At 71.7% G+C, this 15,414-nt stretch carries 20 protein-coding genes; 8 read left to right on the plus strand and 12 right to left on the minus strand.

The window, feature by feature from the left end:
- Positions 1 to 108: 108 nt before the first annotated feature.
- Both IFT36_RS10915 and IFT36_RS10920 read right to left on the minus strand, forming a co-directional pair.
- Positions 109 to 1,158, minus strand: coding sequence for an iron-siderophore ABC transporter substrate-binding protein (locus IFT36_RS10915; RefSeq protein ID WP_307785087.1), 1,050 nt, complete (start codon positions 1,156 to 1,158; stop codon positions 109 to 111).
- 14 nt (positions 1,159 to 1,172) lie between these two features.
- Positions 1,173 to 2,141, minus strand: coding sequence for an ABC transporter ATP-binding protein (locus tag IFT36_RS10920; protein ID WP_200413122.1), 969 nt, complete (start codon positions 2,139 to 2,141; stop codon positions 1,173 to 1,175).
- Positions 2,142 to 2,236: 95 nt separating this feature from the next.
- Between IFT36_RS10920 and bla the strand changes: the two genes are divergently transcribed.
- The 7 genes from bla (at position 2,237) to IFT36_RS10955 (ending at position 9,069) form a co-directional block, all read left to right on the plus strand.
- The gene (gene bla / locus IFT36_RS10925; RefSeq protein WP_200413123.1) at positions 2,237 to 3,199 is read left to right on the plus strand and encodes a class A beta-lactamase; all 963 of its coding nucleotides are present in this window, start codon (positions 2,237 to 2,239) and stop codon (positions 3,197 to 3,199) included.
- Between the two features lie 299 nt (positions 3,200 to 3,498).
- Positions 3,499 to 4,635 (plus strand): ABC transporter substrate-binding protein, encoded by a 1,137-nt coding sequence (locus IFT36_RS10930; protein ID WP_200413124.1) that lies wholly within the window; start codon positions 3,499 to 3,501, stop codon positions 4,633 to 4,635.
- Positions 4,635 to 5,609: an ABC transporter permease gene (locus IFT36_RS10935; RefSeq protein ID WP_192125325.1), complete on the plus strand. Its 975-nt coding sequence runs from the start codon at positions 4,635 to 4,637 to the stop codon at positions 5,607 to 5,609. The genes IFT36_RS10930 and IFT36_RS10935 overlap by 1 nt, the downstream gene beginning before the upstream one ends.
- Positions 5,606 to 6,493 (plus strand): ABC transporter permease subunit, encoded by an 888-nt coding sequence (locus IFT36_RS10940; RefSeq protein WP_173154335.1) that lies wholly within the window; start codon positions 5,606 to 5,608, stop codon positions 6,491 to 6,493. Before IFT36_RS10935 ends, IFT36_RS10940 begins: the two co-directional genes overlap by 4 nt.
- Positions 6,490 to 7,581: an ABC transporter ATP-binding protein gene (locus IFT36_RS10945; RefSeq protein ID WP_123570997.1), complete on the plus strand. Its 1,092-nt coding sequence runs from the start codon at positions 6,490 to 6,492 to the stop codon at positions 7,579 to 7,581. The genes IFT36_RS10940 and IFT36_RS10945 overlap by 4 nt, the downstream gene beginning before the upstream one ends.
- A 70-nt stretch (positions 7,582 to 7,651) precedes the next feature.
- Entirely contained in the window at positions 7,652 to 7,969 is a 318-nt protein-coding gene (locus IFT36_RS10950) for a hypothetical protein (RefSeq protein ID WP_123570998.1), read from the plus strand.
- Positions 7,970 to 8,049: 80 nt separating this feature from the next.
- Positions 8,050 to 9,069 (plus strand): DUF418 domain-containing protein, encoded by a 1,020-nt coding sequence (locus tag IFT36_RS10955; protein WP_200413125.1) that lies wholly within the window; start codon positions 8,050 to 8,052, stop codon positions 9,067 to 9,069.
- 66 nt (positions 9,070 to 9,135) lie between these two features.
- Here the strand turns inward: IFT36_RS10955 and IFT36_RS10960 are convergent, their stop codons facing one another.
- Positions 9,136 to 9,420 (minus strand): hypothetical protein, encoded by a 285-nt coding sequence (locus tag IFT36_RS10960; protein ID WP_056044422.1) that lies wholly within the window; start codon positions 9,418 to 9,420, stop codon positions 9,136 to 9,138.
- 178 nt (positions 9,421 to 9,598) lie between these two features.
- Here IFT36_RS10960 and glsA point away from each other — a divergent pair, with 178 nt between their 5' ends.
- Positions 9,599 to 10,537, plus strand: coding sequence for a glutaminase A (glsA, locus tag IFT36_RS10965; RefSeq protein WP_200413126.1), 939 nt, complete (start codon positions 9,599 to 9,601; stop codon positions 10,535 to 10,537).
- A gap of 72 nt (positions 10,538 to 10,609) precedes the next feature.
- On the opposite strand, the gene IFT36_RS10970 is transcribed toward glsA, so the two are convergent.
- The 9 genes from IFT36_RS10970 to IFT36_RS11010 all read right to left on the minus strand — a co-directional run.
- The gene (locus IFT36_RS10970) at positions 10,610 to 11,065 is read right to left on the minus strand and encodes an SRPBCC family protein (protein ID WP_056044418.1); all 456 of its coding nucleotides are present in this window, start codon (positions 11,063 to 11,065) and stop codon (positions 10,610 to 10,612) included.
- Between the two features lie 313 nt (positions 11,066 to 11,378).
- Positions 11,379 to 11,834, minus strand: coding sequence for an Hsp20/alpha crystallin family protein (locus tag IFT36_RS10975; RefSeq protein ID WP_056044415.1), 456 nt, complete (start codon positions 11,832 to 11,834; stop codon positions 11,379 to 11,381).
- Positions 11,835 to 11,959: 125 nt separating this feature from the next.
- Complete coding sequence (locus IFT36_RS10980; RefSeq protein WP_156155476.1) at positions 11,960 to 12,271, minus strand: hypothetical protein; 312 nt, start codon at positions 12,269 to 12,271, stop codon at positions 11,960 to 11,962.
- Positions 12,268 to 12,861 carry a hypothetical protein gene (locus IFT36_RS10985; RefSeq protein WP_200413127.1) on the minus strand — a complete coding sequence of 198 codons (594 nt, stop codon included), beginning with the start codon at positions 12,859 to 12,861 and terminating at the stop codon, positions 12,268 to 12,270. The genes IFT36_RS10980 and IFT36_RS10985 overlap by 4 nt, the downstream gene beginning before the upstream one ends.
- Before the next feature lies 1 nt (position 12,862).
- Positions 12,863 to 13,135, minus strand: a complete 273-nt coding sequence (locus IFT36_RS10990; protein WP_200413128.1) for a hypothetical protein — start codon at positions 13,133 to 13,135, stop codon at positions 12,863 to 12,865.
- A gap of 162 nt (positions 13,136 to 13,297) precedes the next feature.
- On the minus strand, positions 13,298 to 13,597 hold the full coding sequence (locus IFT36_RS10995) for a hypothetical protein (RefSeq protein WP_200413129.1): 300 nt from the start codon (positions 13,595 to 13,597) through the stop codon (positions 13,298 to 13,300).
- A 17-nt stretch (positions 13,598 to 13,614) separates the two neighbouring features.
- Positions 13,615 to 14,265 carry a hypothetical protein gene (locus IFT36_RS11000; protein WP_200413130.1) on the minus strand — a complete coding sequence of 217 codons (651 nt, stop codon included), beginning with the start codon at positions 14,263 to 14,265 and terminating at the stop codon, positions 13,615 to 13,617.
- Positions 14,266 to 14,311: 46 nt separating this feature from the next.
- Positions 14,312 to 14,614: a hypothetical protein gene (locus tag IFT36_RS11005; protein WP_056227798.1), complete on the minus strand. Its 303-nt coding sequence runs from the start codon at positions 14,612 to 14,614 to the stop codon at positions 14,312 to 14,314.
- Positions 14,615 to 14,621: 7 nt separating this feature from the next.
- On the minus strand, positions 14,622 to 15,414 hold a 793-nt coding region (locus tag IFT36_RS11010; protein ID WP_200413131.1), incomplete at its 5' end, for a TNT domain-containing protein.

The following is a 15,414-nucleotide window of genomic DNA, read 5'->3' on the forward strand; positions in this document are numbered from 1 at the left end:
CCTGGGCTCGCGCCGCGCGGAGAGCCCGCGCGTCGGGCCCGGCGGCGGGCTCGCCGAGCCGGGGCGGCGCGGGGTCGGTGGGGGTGACGGTCGTGCTCACGGTGCCGGTTACTTCGTCAGGGTCGACACCAGCGAGTCGACGTAGGCGGTCATCGCGGCGGGGCCGCCGAACATCCAGATGCCGTCGTCGAGACGGTGCACGTCACCGGACTGCACGAAGGGCAGCGACGTCCAGACGGCGTTCGAGGCGAGCGACACCGCGAACGGGTCGTCGGCACCGGCGGCGGTGTTGTCGATGTAGAGGAACTGCACGTCGGCCGGCAGCTGCGTGAGGCCCTCGACGTCGGTCGTGGCGAGGCCGTACGCCTCGTCGCCCTCGACGGTCCAGGCGTTCGTCAGGCCGAGCTCCTCGGTGACGTCGGACACGAGCGAGCCCTTGGCGTAGGGGCGGATGCTGACCTGGCCGGCGTCGACGTAGGCGTCGGCGAAGGCGAAGGGCTGACCGGCGAGACCGGCGTCGGCGAGGGCCTGCCCGCCCGCCTCGACGGCGTCGGTGAACTCCTTCTTCACCTCGGTCGCCTTCTCCTCGGTGCCGGTCGCCTTGGCGATGAGGTCGAGGTTGTCCATGCTGTGCTTGATCTGGCGCGAGGCGTCGGCCGAGGTGATCTGCAGCACGGGAGCGATCTCCTTCAGCTGCTCGACGGCGTCGGCGCTCAGGCCGTCGGTCGCGACGATCAGGTCGGGTGCGAGCGACGCGACGGTGTCGAGGCTCGGCTCGCCGCGGGTGCCGATGTCGGTCGGCTCGTTGGTGAGCGGCACGGCGGCGTCCCACTCGTTGTACCCCTTCACGTCGGCGACGCCCACGGGTTCGACGCCGAGGGCGACGAGGTCCTCGACGACGTTCCACTCGGTGCCGACGACCTTCGTCGCGGGACCGTCGAGGGTGATCTCGGCCCCCGTGCCGTCGGTCAGGGTGATCTGCTCGCCGCTGCCCGAGGTCGAGCCGGCGTCGGCCGACTCGGTGGTGCCGCAGCCGGCGAGGGTCAGGGCCGCGGCCGCGGCGACGGCGGTGACCGTCAGCAGTCGGCGGGCGGGGCGGCGGGCGGGGCCGCCGGTGGTCGGGGTGTGGCGGGGCGTCGTCATCAGGCGCTGGGTCACGGGTGGTGTCTCTCTCATCGGACGGGCGTCTCGGCCCGGGTGTGGTGTCGGCCGATCGCGCGGGTGCGCAGGTGGCCGGTGGTGGGGTCGGTGTCGACGTCGATGCGGATGCCCCAGACGTCGGTCAGGAGGCGCGGTGTCAGCACGTCCCCGGGGTCGCCCTCGGCGACGATGCGGCCTTCGCTCAGCACGACGATGCGGTCGGCGAGCGCGGCGGCCTGGTCGAGGTCGTGCAGGACGACTCCGACCGCGATGCGCCCCGAGTCGGCCAGGTCGCGCACGAGGTCGAGCAGCTCGACCTGGTAGCGCAGGTCGAGGTAGGTGGTGGGCTCGTCGAGCAGCAGCACCCCGGTGTCCTGCGCGAGGCAGCTGGCCAGCCAGACGCGCTGCAGCTGACCGCCCGAGAGCTGGTCGACGCCGCGGTCGGCGAGGTCGGCCACGCCGGTGAGTCCGAGCGCGCGGTCGACGGCGGCGGGGCCGTCCGGGTCGGAGCGCCCCCAGCGGCCGCGGTGCGGGTAGCGGCCGAACTCGACGACGTCGCGCACGCTGAGGCCGCCGGGGGTCGGGCGCCCCTGCGTCAGCAGCGCCACGCGCCGCGCGAACTGCCGCAGCGACAGCTCGAACCCGTCGACCGTCTCGTCGCCCGCGTCCGCGCTCGCACTCGTGCTCGCGCTCGCGCGGTCGAGTGGTCGCGAATCGTCCTTCCCCGAGGCGCGGACGACGTTCTCGGACCACTCGACCCCCGCAGGAGGCGCGGCGAGGGTCAGCGAGCCCGTGCGCGGCTTCTGCAGCCGGGCGAGGGTGCGCAGCAGGGTCGACTTGCCGCTGCCGTTCGGGCCGACGAGGGCGGTGACGCAGCCGGGGCGCAGCTCGAGGCGGGCTCCGCGGACGACGTCGACGCCGTCGTAGGCGACCGAGACGTCGTCGGCACGGAGGGTGGCCGAGGCGGGTGCGGTGGCCGCGAGGGGCAGGTCGGTGGTCACGCGCTTAGGTTAGCCTAACCTCACCCCGGTGCCGCAACCCGACCTCTCGACGTCGAGCCGACCCGCGCCTCCCGGGCGTCGGCGAGACTGGCCCGATGACCTCCCGGACGACGAAGACGACGACCCTCCTGACGGCCACCGCCCTGGGCCTGGGCCTGGCGCTGACCGGCTGCTCGACGCCCGGGGCGTCGGCACCCGCCCCGAGCCCGACCGCGACCCCGGTCCCCCTGCCCAGCCCGATCGCGGCGCCCGACCTCGCGACCCCCGAGGTCGAGGCCGCGCTGACCGACCTCGAGGCCAGGTACGACGCGCGCGTCGGCCTCTCCGTGCTCGACACCGGCTCGGGCGCGACCCTCGACCACCGGGCAGACGAGCGCTTCGGGTACGCGTCGAGCCTCAAGGCGTTCGCCGTGGCGGCCCTGCTCGACGCGACCGACGACGCCGACCTCGACCGCGTCGTCACCTGGACCCAGGCCGAGGTCGACGCCGCGGGGTACTCGCCGCTGACCAGCGAGCACGTCGCCGACGGGCTCCCGCTGCGGCAGCTCGCCGAGGCGGCCGTGCGGAAGAGCGACAACACGGCGCTGAACCTCGTGCTGACCGAGCTCGGCGGCCCGGCCGGGCTCGACGCCGCCCTCGCCGCGCAGGGCGACGACGTGACCGACGTCGTCCACGGCGAGCCCGAGCTCAACACGCTCACCCCGGGCAGCACGGCCGACACGACCACGCCCGCCGCCTTCACCGCCACCCTCGCCCGCATCACCGACGGCGACTGGCTCGCCGCCGACGACCGCGCCACCCTGCTCGAGTGGATGTCGGGCAACGCGACCGGCGACACCCTGATCCGTGCCGGCGCTCCCGACGGCTGGCAGGTCGCCGACAAGTCAGGAGGCGCGGGCGGCATCCGCAACGACGTCGCGATCGTCGTCCCCCCGTCGGGCGACCCCGTGGTGATCTCGGTGCTCACCACGCGCAACGACCCCGCCGCGACCTACGACGACGCCCTCGTCGCCGCCGCGGCAGAGGTCGCCCTCACCGCCGTCGCCGCCGCCCGCTGACCCGGCCGGCCCCGCCCGCCTCTCGACCCCCGCCCTCTCCTCTCCTCCCCACCGCTCGTCGAGTGGGCAGAAGATGCTCCTCCCGCGGTGACGAGCAGCATCTTCTGCCCACTCGTCGCCGACCACCAGCGGGGCGACGCCCCCGTCGGCACGCCCACCCCGCCACCACCTGTTCGCCCCTCGTTCACGCGGCCTCCCCCGGGACGTCGTCGCGCCTCCTTAGCGTGCCCAGCGGGCCGTCCGGTCCCCCGTCGCCGTCCCCGGCGAACCCCGGCCCCGCACCCGAAGGACTCCACCGCATGATCGACAAGCGCCTGCTCGTCTCGGCCGCCACCCTCGGCATCGCCGCCCTCGCCCTCACCGGCTGCTCGGCGAGCGCCGACGCCGACAGCTCGGGAGGCGCGGCGAACGGCACCGACGCCGCCACCGCCACCAGCGCCGAGGACTTCGGCGGCATGGACGCCCTGGTCGAGGCCGCACAGGCCGAGGGCGAACTCAACGTGATCGCCCTGCCCGACACCTGGGCGAACTACGGCAAGATCATCGACGGGTTCGAGGAGAAGTACGACATCACCGTCAACTCGGACAGCCCCGACGTCTCGAGCGCCGAGGAGATCACCGCCGCCCAGAACCTGAAGGGGCAGGACACGGCCCCCGACGTGTTCGACCTCGGCTCGGCCGTGACGCTCGCCAACCTCGACCAGTTCGCGCCGTACGAGGTGTCGACCTGGGACGACATCGCCGACGACCACAAGGACGCCGACGGCAGATGGGTCTACGACTACACCGGCCTGATGTCGGTCGGCTACGACGCCGACGCCGTGCCGGCCCCCGAGAGCCTCGACGACCTGCTCGGCTCGGACTACGAGGGCAAGGTCGCGATCAACGGCGACCCGACCCAGGCCGGTGCCGCCGCCGCGGCCGTCGAGTGGGCCGCGCTGCAGTCCGGCGGCAGCGCCGACGACGTCAGCACGGGCGTCGACTGGTTCTCGAAGCTCGCCGACGCCGGCAACTTCCTGCCCACCGACCCGACCCCGGCGACGATCGCCTCGGGCGAGACCCCGGTCGTCTTCGACTGGAGCTACAACAACCTGGCCGCCGCGGCCGACGCCGGCGGACGCGACTGGAAGACGGCCGTCCTGCCCGGAACCGCCCTCGGGAGTTACTACAACCAGGCGATCAACGTCGACGCACCGCACCCCGCCGCGGCCCGCCTGTGGCAGGAGTACGTCATGGGCGACGACGCGCAGAACCTGTACCTCGCGGCCGGCGCCTACCCCGTGCGCCTCGCGGCGATGACCGAGGCCGGCACCGTCGACCAGGACGCCCTCGAGAAGGTCGGCGAGCAGCCCTCCGACACCGTCCAGTTCACGGCGGAGCAGACCGAGGCCGCCTCGAAGGTCCTGGCCGACACCTGGGCCACGGCGATCGGCTGATGGTGACGACGTCGACCCGCGCGGCGGACACGACCGCCGACGTGCGGTCGGCGCACGAGGGGGACGGCGGCGGCCTGCCGACCCGCGCCTCCTCGTCCTCCGACGGCGTCGGCCCCTCACGGGGTCGGCGCCGTCCGGCGGCCTGGTGGGGGCTGACCCCGTTCGCCGTCTGGGTGCTCGCCTTCTTGATCGTGCCGTGCCTGCTCGCGCTCGGGACGGGCTTCGTCGACGGCGACGGTGCCCTCACCCTCGACAACCTGGCCGCGCTCGGCGACCCGCTGATCGTCCGGGCCTTCGCCAGTTCGGCCGCCGTCTCGGCCGTCACCGCCGTGGCCGGGGCCGTCGTCGGTGCCGTCGTCTGCTGGGGCCTCACCTCGCTGCGCCCCGACGGAGCCGTCCGCAACGCCATCGACGCCGCGTCGAGCGTGCTCGCCCAGTTCGGCGGCGTCATGCTGGCGTTCGCCTTCATCGCGACGATCGGCATCCAGGGCGTCGTCACGCGGCTGCTGATCGACGTCGCCGGCATCGACCTCTACGCGGACGGGGTCTGGTTCTACCAGGTGCCCGGGCTCCTGCTGCCCTACCTGTACTTCCAGGTGCCCCTCATGGTGATCACCTTCATGCCCGCCGTCAGCGGCCTCCGCCCGCAGTGGAGCGAGGCCGTGGCCACGCTCGGCGGCACCCGGTGGCAGCACCTCGTCCGCGTGGTCGTCCCGGTGCTCGCCCCGGCGTTCGTCGGCAGCCTGCTGCTGCTCTTCGCCAACGCCTTCTCGTCGTACGCGACCGCCGCCGCCCTGATCAGCCAGGGCGCCCAGATCGTGCCGCTGCAGATCCGCGCCGCACTGATCAGCGAGACGGTGCTCGGCCGCGAGAACGTCGCCGGCGCGCTCGCGCTCGGCATGGTCGTCGTCATGGCCGTGCTGATGACGGGTTACTCGCTGCTGCAGCGCCGCACCGAGCGGTGGCAGCGATGAGCGCCCGGACGACGGAGCCGACGCGCACGACGCGCACGCCCCGGACGACGAGCGCTCCGCGGTCGACGAGCGCAGGAGGCGCGGGCACGGTCGCGCGCCGCACCGCCCTGGTCGTCGTGGGGGCCCTCTTCGCGGTGCCGATCGCGGCGATGGTCGCGTTCTCGCTGCGCAGCGCCGACGGCACGGGTCACGACCTGAACCACTGGCTGGCGATCGTCGACCCCGAGAACGAGCGGATGTACCGCAACCTCGTCGAGGGGGTCACGAACTCGCTGCTGCTCGCCGTCGTCTCGGCCCTGCTCGTGCTCGTGCTGCTGGTGCCGGCGATGGTGCTCGTGCACCTGCGCCACCCGCGCCTCGTGCGGCCCCTCGAGTTCGTCTGCCTCGTGCCGATCACGGTGCCCGCGATCGTGCTCGTGGTCGGGCTGGCGCCGGTCTACTCGGTCGTCTCGCGGGTGGCCGGTTCGGGCGCCTGGACGCTCGCGCTCGCGTACGGCGTCACGGTGCTGCCCTACGCCTACCGTGCGGTGCAGTCCGACCTCGCGGCCACCGACCTCCGCACGCTGACCGAGGCCGCGCGCACGCTCGGCTCGAGCTGGCCGCGCACGATGGCCCTCGTCGTCGTGCCGAGCCTCCGCCGGGGGCTGCTCGCGGCGGCGTTCATCACCGTGGCCGTGGTGCTCGGCGAGTTCACCATCGCCTCGCTGCTCAACCGCGTGAACCTGCAGACCGCCCTGGTGCAGGTGTCCCGTTCCGACCCCTATGCCGCCGTCGTCCTCGCCCTGATCTCGTTGGCCTTCGCCTTCGTGCTGCTGCTCGTGATCGGGCGGGTCGGAGCCCTCGGGGCCGCCCGCCCGATCCCCACCCGGAAGGCCCTCTCGTGACCGCCACGCTCCCCCGCCCCTCCGTCACGAGTCCGACCGCCGCCGGTGCGGGCGCGGGCGCCGCCGTCGCGTTCCACGACGTGACGAAGCAGTTCGCCGGGCACCGGGCGCTGACCGGGCTCGACCTCGAGCTGCAGCCCGGCGAGCTCGTCGCCGTGCTCGGCCCCTCGGGCTGCGGCAAGACCACCGCGCTGCGCAGCCTCGCCGGGCTCGAGGACGTCACGGGCGGCAGCATCACGATCGACGGCCGCGACGTGGTCGGCGTGCCGACGCACCGCCGCGACGTCGGCATGGTCTTCCAGGCGTACTCGCTGTTCCCGCACCTGACCGTGCGGCAGAACGTGGAGTTCGGGCTGCGCATGCGTCGGGTCGACAAGGCCGCCCGCGCCACCCGGGCGGGCGAGATGCTCGACCTGGTCGGGCTCGGCGACCTCGGGGAGCGCTACGCCCACCAGCTCTCGGGCGGACAGCAGCAGCGCGTCGCGCTGGCCCGGGCGCTGGTCACGCGACCCCGCGTGCTGTTGCTCGACGAGCCGCTCAGCGCCCTCGACGCCAAGGTGCGGGTGCAGCTGCGGGACGAGATCCGGCGCATCCAGCGCGAGCTGTCGATCACCACGCTCTTCGTCACCCACGACCAGGAGGAGGCCCTCGCCGTCGCCGACCGCGTCGCCGTCATGCGCGCCGGGTCGATCGAGCAGGTGGGCACGCCCGAAGAGCTCTACTCGGCCCCCGCGACGGCGTTCGTGGCCGAGTTCGTCGGGACGAGCAACCGGGTCTCCGGCGAGGTCATCGGCGGGCTCGTGCGGCTGGCGGGCTGCCCCGAGGTGCCGGTCGTGGGGACGCCGGCCGAGGGACCGGTCTGGGCGTACGTGCGCCCCGAGGACGTGTCGTTCGTCGCGCAGGGCGGGCTCGCGGGCGTCGTCGAGTCGGTGTCGTTCCTGGGGGCCGTGTGCCGCACCCGCGTGCGCGTGGACCGCGAGACGCTGCTCGTGCTGGACCACCGGGCCGACGAACGGCGCGAGCCGGGGTCGTCGGTGCGCGTCTCGTTCACGCCCGCCCGCGTCGCCGTGACGAGCCGCGCCTCCTGACCCATCCGACGGCACCGGGTCACCCGGGCGACGGAGGCGGCCCGCACGGTCCCGCCGTTAGCCTCGGGGCATGCCCCCGGTGACCGACCCCGACGACGTGCCCCGCGCCTCCTCGGTATGGCAGGCCGAGATCGTCACGACCCGGCGGCCGCGGCCGCTCGTCGCCGGGCGATGGCTCGTCTCGGTCGTCGTCGGGTTCTTCCTCGGCTCGTTCGAGGGCGAGTGGCCGGGCTTCGACGTCGTGGTCCGCGAGCGCTCGACCGGTCGCGAGATCCACCGGCTGCCGCCCCAGGGCCTCACCGGCGCCGACGAGTCCAAGGTCGAGATCGAGGCGGACCTCGACCGGCTCACCTGCGACGAGTTCCGTGCCGAGTGGGCGCTCGCCTGACCCACATCTGATACTTCAGGCGGAGGCGCACCATCACCACGGGGGACGACCGGGAGGCGCGGGTCGGCTTGGCTGGGCACATGACCTCCGCTGCGCCCGCCGTCGACTCCCCACCCACCACCGGCACCCGCTGGAGGTTCGTCGACTCGCTGCGCGGCTTCGCGCTGTTCGGCATCCTGCTGGTCAACACGCTCGACATCACCCGCCTCGGCATCGACCTGGCGATCGAGAACGCCGGCCCGGTCGACGACCCGGTGCGCGACCTGCTGTACCTCACGGTGCAGACCCGGTTCGTGCCGATCTTCGTCTTCCTCTTCGGCATGAGCCTCTGGTTCGTGCTCGCCGGTGCCCGGGCGCGCGCTCCCCGGCCCGGACTCGTCATGGTGCGCCGGCTGATCGGGCTCATCGCGATCGGGGGGCTGCTCATGCTCGTCTACCCCGGCAACGTGCTGCTCGAGTACGGCGTCGTCGGCCTCGTCGTGCTGCCGATAGTCGTCTTCGCCCCACGCTGGGCGACCCTGACCCTCGGTGCCGCGCTGACCGTCGCGGCCTACGCCCTGACCGGTGGCGGCCTCGCCTCGACCCCCGGCCTCATGCTGCTCGGTGCCGGCGCCGCCGCGTACGGGCTGCCCCGGGTGCTCGAGTCCGCCGGGCGCGGCGTCGGCCTGGTCTTCGCCGCGGCCGCGGTGCTCACGGTGCCGGCCCTGCTCTGGCAGGCCACGACCCCGGGCGACCCGCGCTTCTCGACGCCGGGCGGCATCGCCGGGCTGGTCATGGCCGTCGCCTACGCCACCGCCCTCGCCCTGCTCTGGCGCACCCCCGCCCGCCGCGTCGTCGCCGCCGTGTTCGAGCCGCTGGGCCGCATGGCACTGACCAACTACGTCGTCGCGGCGATCGTCGTGGCCGGGCTGGCCCTCGTGATCGACTTCGGGCACCTGACGAGCGTCGTCCCGGGGCTGGCGATCAGCGTCGCCCTGATCGCCGTGCAGTCCGTGCTGAGCCGCCTCTGGCTCGCCCGGTTCGTCTACGGCCCGGTCGAGTGGGCCTGGCGGAGCGTCACCTGGTGGCGGCCGGCCGCGCTGGTGCGCCGGGCGTCCTGACCGACGGGAGCCGCGCCTCCTCGGGTCGGCGGCGGTCCCGACCGATCGGAGCCGCGCCTCCTCGGGTCAGCGACGGTTCCAGGAGGCCCGCACGACGGTGTCGAGGGCGCTCGAGAGGTCGGTGCACCAGAGGCGGCGACCGGGGGTCGCGGCGAGGGTGAGTTCGTAGCCCGCCTCGGTCTGGGCGACCGATCCGATGACCACCGGGGCTCCGCGCTCCGACCGCCGCACGTCGACGATGCGCCAGCGGCCACGGCCGATCACGTCGAGCCTCAGGTCGAGGGCACTGGCGAGCGGGCCCCGTCCCGGCCAGGCCGTGCCCGACCGGCGTCCCCCACCGTCGTTCAGCATGGTCGCCCCTTCTCGCGGGCCGCCCCGATGCGACCCGACGAGGTGCACGTTAGACACGCGACCTGACAACGGGAGGGGTTGACTCCGAGGGCCCGGCGTGATCCTTGTACCCCACCCCGGGCCCCCGTTGCCTCCTGCAGGCCCGGACGCACGGGCCCCGGCCTGTCAGGGTGGAACGATGCCGTCCCCCATCCCGTCGTCCGACGCCGCGTCCCTGGAGGCCCTGCGCGCCTCCGTCCTCCCGACCCGAGGAGGCGCGGTGGACGACAGCATCCCCCAGCTCGCCGAGGCCGACCCCGAGCTTTTCGGGGTCGCCGTGGTGCGGTCCACCGGCGAGGTGGTCGCGTCCGGCGACTCGGGCCACGCGTTCTCGATCCAGTCGGCGGTGAAGCCGTTCCTCTTCGCTCTCGCCCTCGCCGACACCGACGGAGCGGCCCTCGACGCGGTCGGCATCGAGCCGACCGGCGAGGCGTTCGACGCGATCAAGCTCGAGGGCGGCACCGGCCGACCGCCGAACCCGATGGTCAACGCCGGAGCCCTGCTCACGGCCGCCCTGGTCGACGGCGACACCTGCGACGAGCGGACGGCGCGCATCCTGGCGGGACTCGGGGCCTTCGCGGGGCGCGAGCTCGACTACGACCGCGAGGTCAGCGAGTCCGAGCAGCTGCACGGCGACCGCAACCACGCGCTGGCCCACCTGATGCGGTCGGAGGGCAGCCTGGAGCACACGGCCGACGACGCGGTCGCGCTCTACGCCCGGGCCTGCTCGGTACTGGTCGACAGCGAGGCGCTGGCCGTGATGGGCGCGACGCTCGCGTTCGGCGGCCGCAACCCGGTGACGGGCGAGCAGGTCGTGGACGCCCGCGTCGCCCGCGACGTGGTGTCGGTCATGGCGACCTGCGGCGTCTACGACGGGTCGGGCCGCTGGATGCGCGGCGTCGGGGTGCCCGCGAAGTCGAGCGTCTCGGGGGCGATCGTCCTGTCCGCGCCGAACCGGCTGGGTGCGGCGGTGTTCAGCCCGCCCATCGACGAGCAGGGGACGAGCGTCCGCGGTGCCGAGTGGAGCCGCCGACTGAGCGAGGAGCACGGGCTGCACTCGTTCGGCTTCGGCGGCTGACGCGGACGAGGCCCCCGGTGGGCGTCCTGCGAACAGGAGCCGACCGGGGGCCTCGTCGGGTGGAGCCGGGACTCAGGCCTGGACGTCTCCGCGCCAGGCGCCGTCGACGTTGCCCTCGCGCTCGATGAACTCCTTGAAGTTCTTGAGGTCCTTCTTGATGGCGTGGTTGTCGGCGCCGAGCGTGTTGCCGACCTTCTCGAGGAAGCCCTCGGGGGTCCAGTCGATCTGCACCGTGAGGCGCGTCACGTCGTCGCTCAGCTTGTGGAACGTGATGACGCCGGCGTGGTCGACCTCGCCGCCCGTGCTGTTCCAGGCGACGCGCTCGTCGGGGTGCTGCTCGGTGATCTCGGCTTCGAAGGTCTTCTCGACCGGTCCGACCTTGACCTTCCACACCGTGAGGGTGGGGGTGGTCTGGGTGATGGACTCGACCTCGTCGAGGAACTTCGGGAACGACTCGAACTGGGTCCACTGGTTGTAGGCGACGCTGACGGGGACGTTGACGTCGATGGTCTCGATGGCCTGTGCCATGGTGCACTCCTTGCTGACGGTGTTCAGAATTGTCGGGCGACGCCGTGTCGGCGTCGTGCCCTGCCGTGAACGGTAGGAGGCGCGGGTCGGCTTCGCCCACGTGCGGAGGCAACGGTCAGGTGCCGGGTGACACGGCCGACCGGGGCACCGCACAGTACTCGCGTGCCGGCCCGGTGTGTGCACGCCCGCGACCGACGGCGGAGCGGTCGGGCGCCGGCGTCGCCGGAACGGGGACCACCCCGCCACGACGGATCGTGACGGGGTGGTGGGGCCGACGGCGTGGCCGGGGTCGACGACCAGACCGCCTGAGGGGTCAGCTCGTCGTGTCGCGGGCCGGCGACGCGTCGATCGCGTCGACGGTCTCGTGCGCCTGGCCCGAGACGACCTCGATCTTGCGCGGCTTCGCCCTCTCGCTGACCGGGATGACCAGCGACAGCACGCCGTTGTCGTAGTGGGCCGTGATGCGGCTCGAATCGATGCCCTCGCCCACGCTGAACTGGCGGAGGTACGAGCCGTGCGGCCGCTCCTGCGCGAGCCACTTGACGCCGTCACGGGTGTCGGGCGTGCGGTTGGCCCGGATGGTCAGCAGCTGACCGTCGACGTCGACGTCGACCGACCCCGGATCGATGCCCGGCATGTCGGCGTTGAGCACGTAGCGGTCGCCGTCGCGATAGAGGTCGACCGGCATGACCCTGGGCCCCTGTCGCATGCCCGTGAGAGCCCCGGTGAGGCGGTCGAGCTCGGTGAAAGGATCGAAAGACATGGCCATGATGAAGAGTCCCCTTTCGGTTGATCGGTGTGACCCGGGACCCGTGGCCCCGGCTCGTTGACGACACGAATGTACCTCTGACCAGCGTTTCGTACCTCAAACCCAGCTTGAACGCCGCCGAGAGATCACTGAGGACGCTGTGCCTGCCGTCGGGCGGCCAGCTCGGCATCGATCTCTTCGATGCGGGCCAGGTTGCCCAGCAACCGGAGGAAGTCGGCTGCGGCTGCCTCGACGTCGTCGTAGGTGCGGATGCTCTGTTCCTCGACGAGGCCTCGCTCGTCGAGGAAGTAGGTGCTCCACACCTCGTCCCGTCGAGCGAGGACGAGCGCGAAGGGCTTCTGCGTCGAGGCGTCCCCGATGACGGCATTCAGGTGGCCGAGTCCGCCGGCGTCGACCTGGGTTCGGAGGGCGGCCAGGGTGCGCGCGACCATCGTCATGACGGTTCTCCTGCTCGTCGGCGTCGGTCTCGGAGTTCGTCTTGGATCTCGAGCTTGCGATGCTGGGACCTCAGACGGTCGAGGAAGTCGGCCACGGCCGAGACCTCGTCGGGGAACGTGTGCAGGCTCCGTTCCTCCACGGCAGCTCGTTCGTCGACGTAGAAAGTGCTCCACACGCCGTCACGTCGCGCCACGGCGAGACAGTCCGGGCGCCTGAGGTAATCGTCACCGAGAGCGACACGAACGCGGTTCACGTCCTCCGCCTCCATCTGCGCAGGCAGCGACGCGAGGCTCATCGCCGCCCCCTCAACGCGCTCGAGGTCGCGCTCCCGTTGCAGGTCGCGGAGGAGCTTCTTCAGCCGGAGCAGGACGAGGAAGTCCTCCAGGGCCTCGGACTCGCTCGGGTAGGTCCGTACGCTCCCGTCGACGACCGCCGCGCGCTCGTCGGTGGAAAAGGACACCCAGGCATCGTCGCGTCGGGTGACGACGAGGCAGTCCGTCCTGTTCGCGGGGTCACCGTCGATGACATGCGCCAGGTCGTCGAGTCCCTCTGCCGCCATGACGGCGCGCACCGAATCGATCGTCGCCATGTCAGGCCTTCTCCGGTCGGTCGTCTCGTGACGCCTGCCACGTCTCGTGGGCGAGCCTGTTCTTCTCCCTGATGCGCGACATGAGCACATCCTCGTCGGCCCTCAGCCTCATGAGACGCAGGAAGTCGTCCAGAGCGTCGGAGAGTTCCTCGTACGTGCGAACGCTGGTCTCCTCGACACCGGCCCGCTCGTTGGTCGAGAAGGAGGTCCAGACGCCGTCCCGTCGGGTCAGGACCAGGGCGTCCGCCGAGCTGGCGTGATCATCACCGATCACGTAGGCGAACCTGTCGAGCCCCTCGGCCTCGATCGTGGCGACCGTTTCTTGGAGTGTCGTCATCCCCTGGGGCCCCTCGGCGGTCGTCGTTCCTCTGCCTCGAGGACGGCCAAGGTCTCGTCACATGGCTGCACGACGTCCGCTCCTTCTCGCCGGGCACGCTCAGTCATGGGGCTCGAGGCCCTTGTCGAGGAGGGCCTCCAACTCCTTCAACCGGGCGAGGTTCCGCAGCTGCGACATGAACTCCGTCACGGCAGAGCGTTCATCCGGATGCTCGACGAGTGTCCGCTCTTCCACGACCCCTCGTTCGTCGCGCAAGAACGTCACCCACAGCCCGTCGATCTGCCCGATCACGTGCGCGCCGGAGACGGGCAGGGACGTGTTCCCGATGAGGAAACGGAGGTGCCCGAGCCCGGCCGCTTCCACTTCTGCTCTCAGTCCGCCCACGTCGGTCCTACTCATCAGCCCTCGAGCACCGGCTAGACGTCCTTCTCAGCCGCGGCCTCGGAACGAAGCCGCTTGACGAGCGCGATGCCGTCGAGCAGAACGAGGAACCCCTCGACTGCCGACCGCTCGTCCGGATACGTCCGGACGCCCTTGACCCTGGTCAGCCCTCTTTCATCCCTGACGAAGGTGCTCCAGCCACCTTCGCCCTGGGCGATGACGAGTGCGTATGGACGCTGTGTCTCCCCGTCACCGATCAGAAAGTTCAGATGCCCGAGCCCGAGTTGGTTGACGCGGTTCGGCAACGAGGCGAGAGTGTTCGAGTCGTCATCAGTCATGGATCTCCTCGAGGAGGCGGTTGATCCTCTCGTGTAGTCACCATCGATGACGTGGTCCAAGCGAAGGAGACTCTCAGCCTCGAGGACGGCCCGCAGCTCCTCCAAACGGGCGAGGTTCCGCAGCTGCGACATGAACTCCGTCACGGCAGAGCGCTCATCCGGATGCTCGACGAGGGTCAGCTCTTCCACGAGACCTCGTTCGTCGCGCAAGAACGTCACCCACACCCCGTCGATCTGCCCGATCACGTGCGCGCCGGGGACGGGCAGCGACGTGTTGCCGATGAGGAAACCGAGGTGCCCGAACCCGGCCGCTTCCACTTCTGCTCGCAATCCGTCCACGTCCATCACGCTTCGCGACGCGATGGTGACCGACGTCGCTCGACCGGCCACACCATCACGCGTCCGTGGGCCGACCGAGACGTTCCGCATCTCGTTCTCGCTGCAACGTGGCAAGTAGGCCTTTCAACCGCATGAGCTCGAGGAAGTCGTCCAAAGCTTCGGACTCGCTGGAGTACGTTCGGACGCTCTCCGACATGACTGCGGCACGTTCGTCCCGGGAGAAGGACACCCACCCTCCCTCTTGACGGCACAGGACGAGGCAGTCGGTCTCGTTCGCGCCGTCAGAGCCGATGACGTACTTGAGACGATCGAGCCCCTCCGCCGTCAATGCCGCGCGTGTCTCATCGATAGTGGTCATCTCGCTCCTAGTTCGGGACTCTCTTGAGCAGACCGAGCTCGACCATGACATCGGCTCCGAACGGCAGCTGGTACTGGGTACCACCGCCGACTTCGCCGAAAGCCTTGTCGATCTCGCCCGCGAAAACGCGGATGTTGTTCCAGTCCGGATTGAAGAGCTTCATCGTGACATCGATCTGCATTTTCAGCTTCGTGTTGGTCGACGCGTCATACGCGGCCCGGATGTTCTTGAGGTCGCCGACGACCTCGTACGTGTGCAAATCGTCTTCAACCCAGGGCAGCGCCCGAGTTCCGTGGGCGGCGTGCGTACCGTCCGCGTTGAGCGGAGAGGTGAACCGCCCCGTCTCTGGGCCCTCTCGATCAAGTCGCGTGCCGAGGGGGATGTCGGGGTCGGGCGTCTTGATGGGGTGTCCGTCCTCGTTCAACGTGAATCCGTCGTGGGGCGCCTCGTCTTTCCAGTTGACCTTGCCGTCCGCCCCGAGGACGCTGGCGTCCTTCGGCACCTGCTGATCGGCCGGCCACGTTCCCTTCTCGCGGAACACCGCGCCGGCGTCGGGGTCGACAACGTCCAGGTAGTTCGCGAGTTGCTCCCGAGTCATTCCGCTTCGATCCACGGCGCTCGGTGTGGTCGTGCTATTCGAGCCGGGGGCGTCGCCGCCCGAGCCACCCGTTCCGGCATCGCCGTCGGCGTGACCGGGCTGGTCGGCCGCGGGGGCGTCGTCGGCGTGACCCGCGCCTCCTGCGTCCTCACGGACCGGCGGGGCCGACGCGTCGTCACGGACCGGCGGGGCGGACGCGTCG

It is taken from the genome of Frigoribacterium sp. CFBP 13605, from assembly GCF_014839405.1.
In the GTDB taxonomy this organism is placed as follows: Bacteria; Actinomycetota; Actinomycetes; order Actinomycetales; family Microbacteriaceae; genus Frigoribacterium.

Coding starts and splice junctions, on each gene's coding strand:
- IFT36_RS10980 (WP_156155476.1), bottom strand. CDS start 12,271: ATGACGATGGTCGCGCGCACCCTGGCCGCCCTCCGAACCCAGGTCGAC.
- IFT36_RS10940 (WP_173154335.1), top strand. CDS start 5,606: ATGAGCGCCCGGACGACGGAGCCGACGCGCACGACGCGCACGCCCCGG.
- IFT36_RS10955 (WP_200413125.1), top strand. CDS start 8,050: ATGACCTCCGCTGCGCCCGCCGTCGACTCCCCACCCACCACCGGCACC.
- bla (WP_200413123.1), top strand. CDS start 2,237: ATGACCTCCCGGACGACGAAGACGACGACCCTCCTGACGGCCACCGCC.
- IFT36_RS10970 (WP_056044418.1), bottom strand. CDS start 11,065: ATGGCACAGGCCATCGAGACCATCGACGTCAACGTCCCCGTCAGCGTC.
- IFT36_RS10995 (WP_200413129.1), bottom strand. CDS start 13,597: ATGAGTAGGACCGACGTGGGCGGACTGAGAGCAGAAGTGGAAGCGGCC.
- IFT36_RS10950 (WP_123570998.1), top strand. CDS start 7,652: ATGCCCCCGGTGACCGACCCCGACGACGTGCCCCGCGCCTCCTCGGTA.
- IFT36_RS10935 (WP_192125325.1), top strand. CDS start 4,635: ATGGTGACGACGTCGACCCGCGCGGCGGACACGACCGCCGACGTGCGG.
- IFT36_RS10985 (WP_200413127.1), bottom strand. CDS start 12,861: ATGGCGACGATCGATTCGGTGCGCGCCGTCATGGCGGCAGAGGGACTC.
- IFT36_RS10960 (WP_056044422.1), bottom strand. CDS start 9,420: ATGCTGAACGACGGTGGGGGACGCCGGTCGGGCACGGCCTGGCCGGGA.
- IFT36_RS10975 (WP_056044415.1), bottom strand. CDS start 11,834: ATGGCCATGTCTTTCGATCCTTTCACCGAGCTCGACCGCCTCACCGGG.
- IFT36_RS10930 (WP_200413124.1), top strand. CDS start 3,499: ATGATCGACAAGCGCCTGCTCGTCTCGGCCGCCACCCTCGGCATCGCC.
- glsA (WP_200413126.1), top strand. CDS start 9,599: ATGCCGTCCCCCATCCCGTCGTCCGACGCCGCGTCCCTGGAGGCCCTG.
- IFT36_RS11005 (WP_056227798.1), bottom strand. CDS start 14,614: ATGACCACTATCGATGAGACACGCGCGGCATTGACGGCGGAGGGGCTC.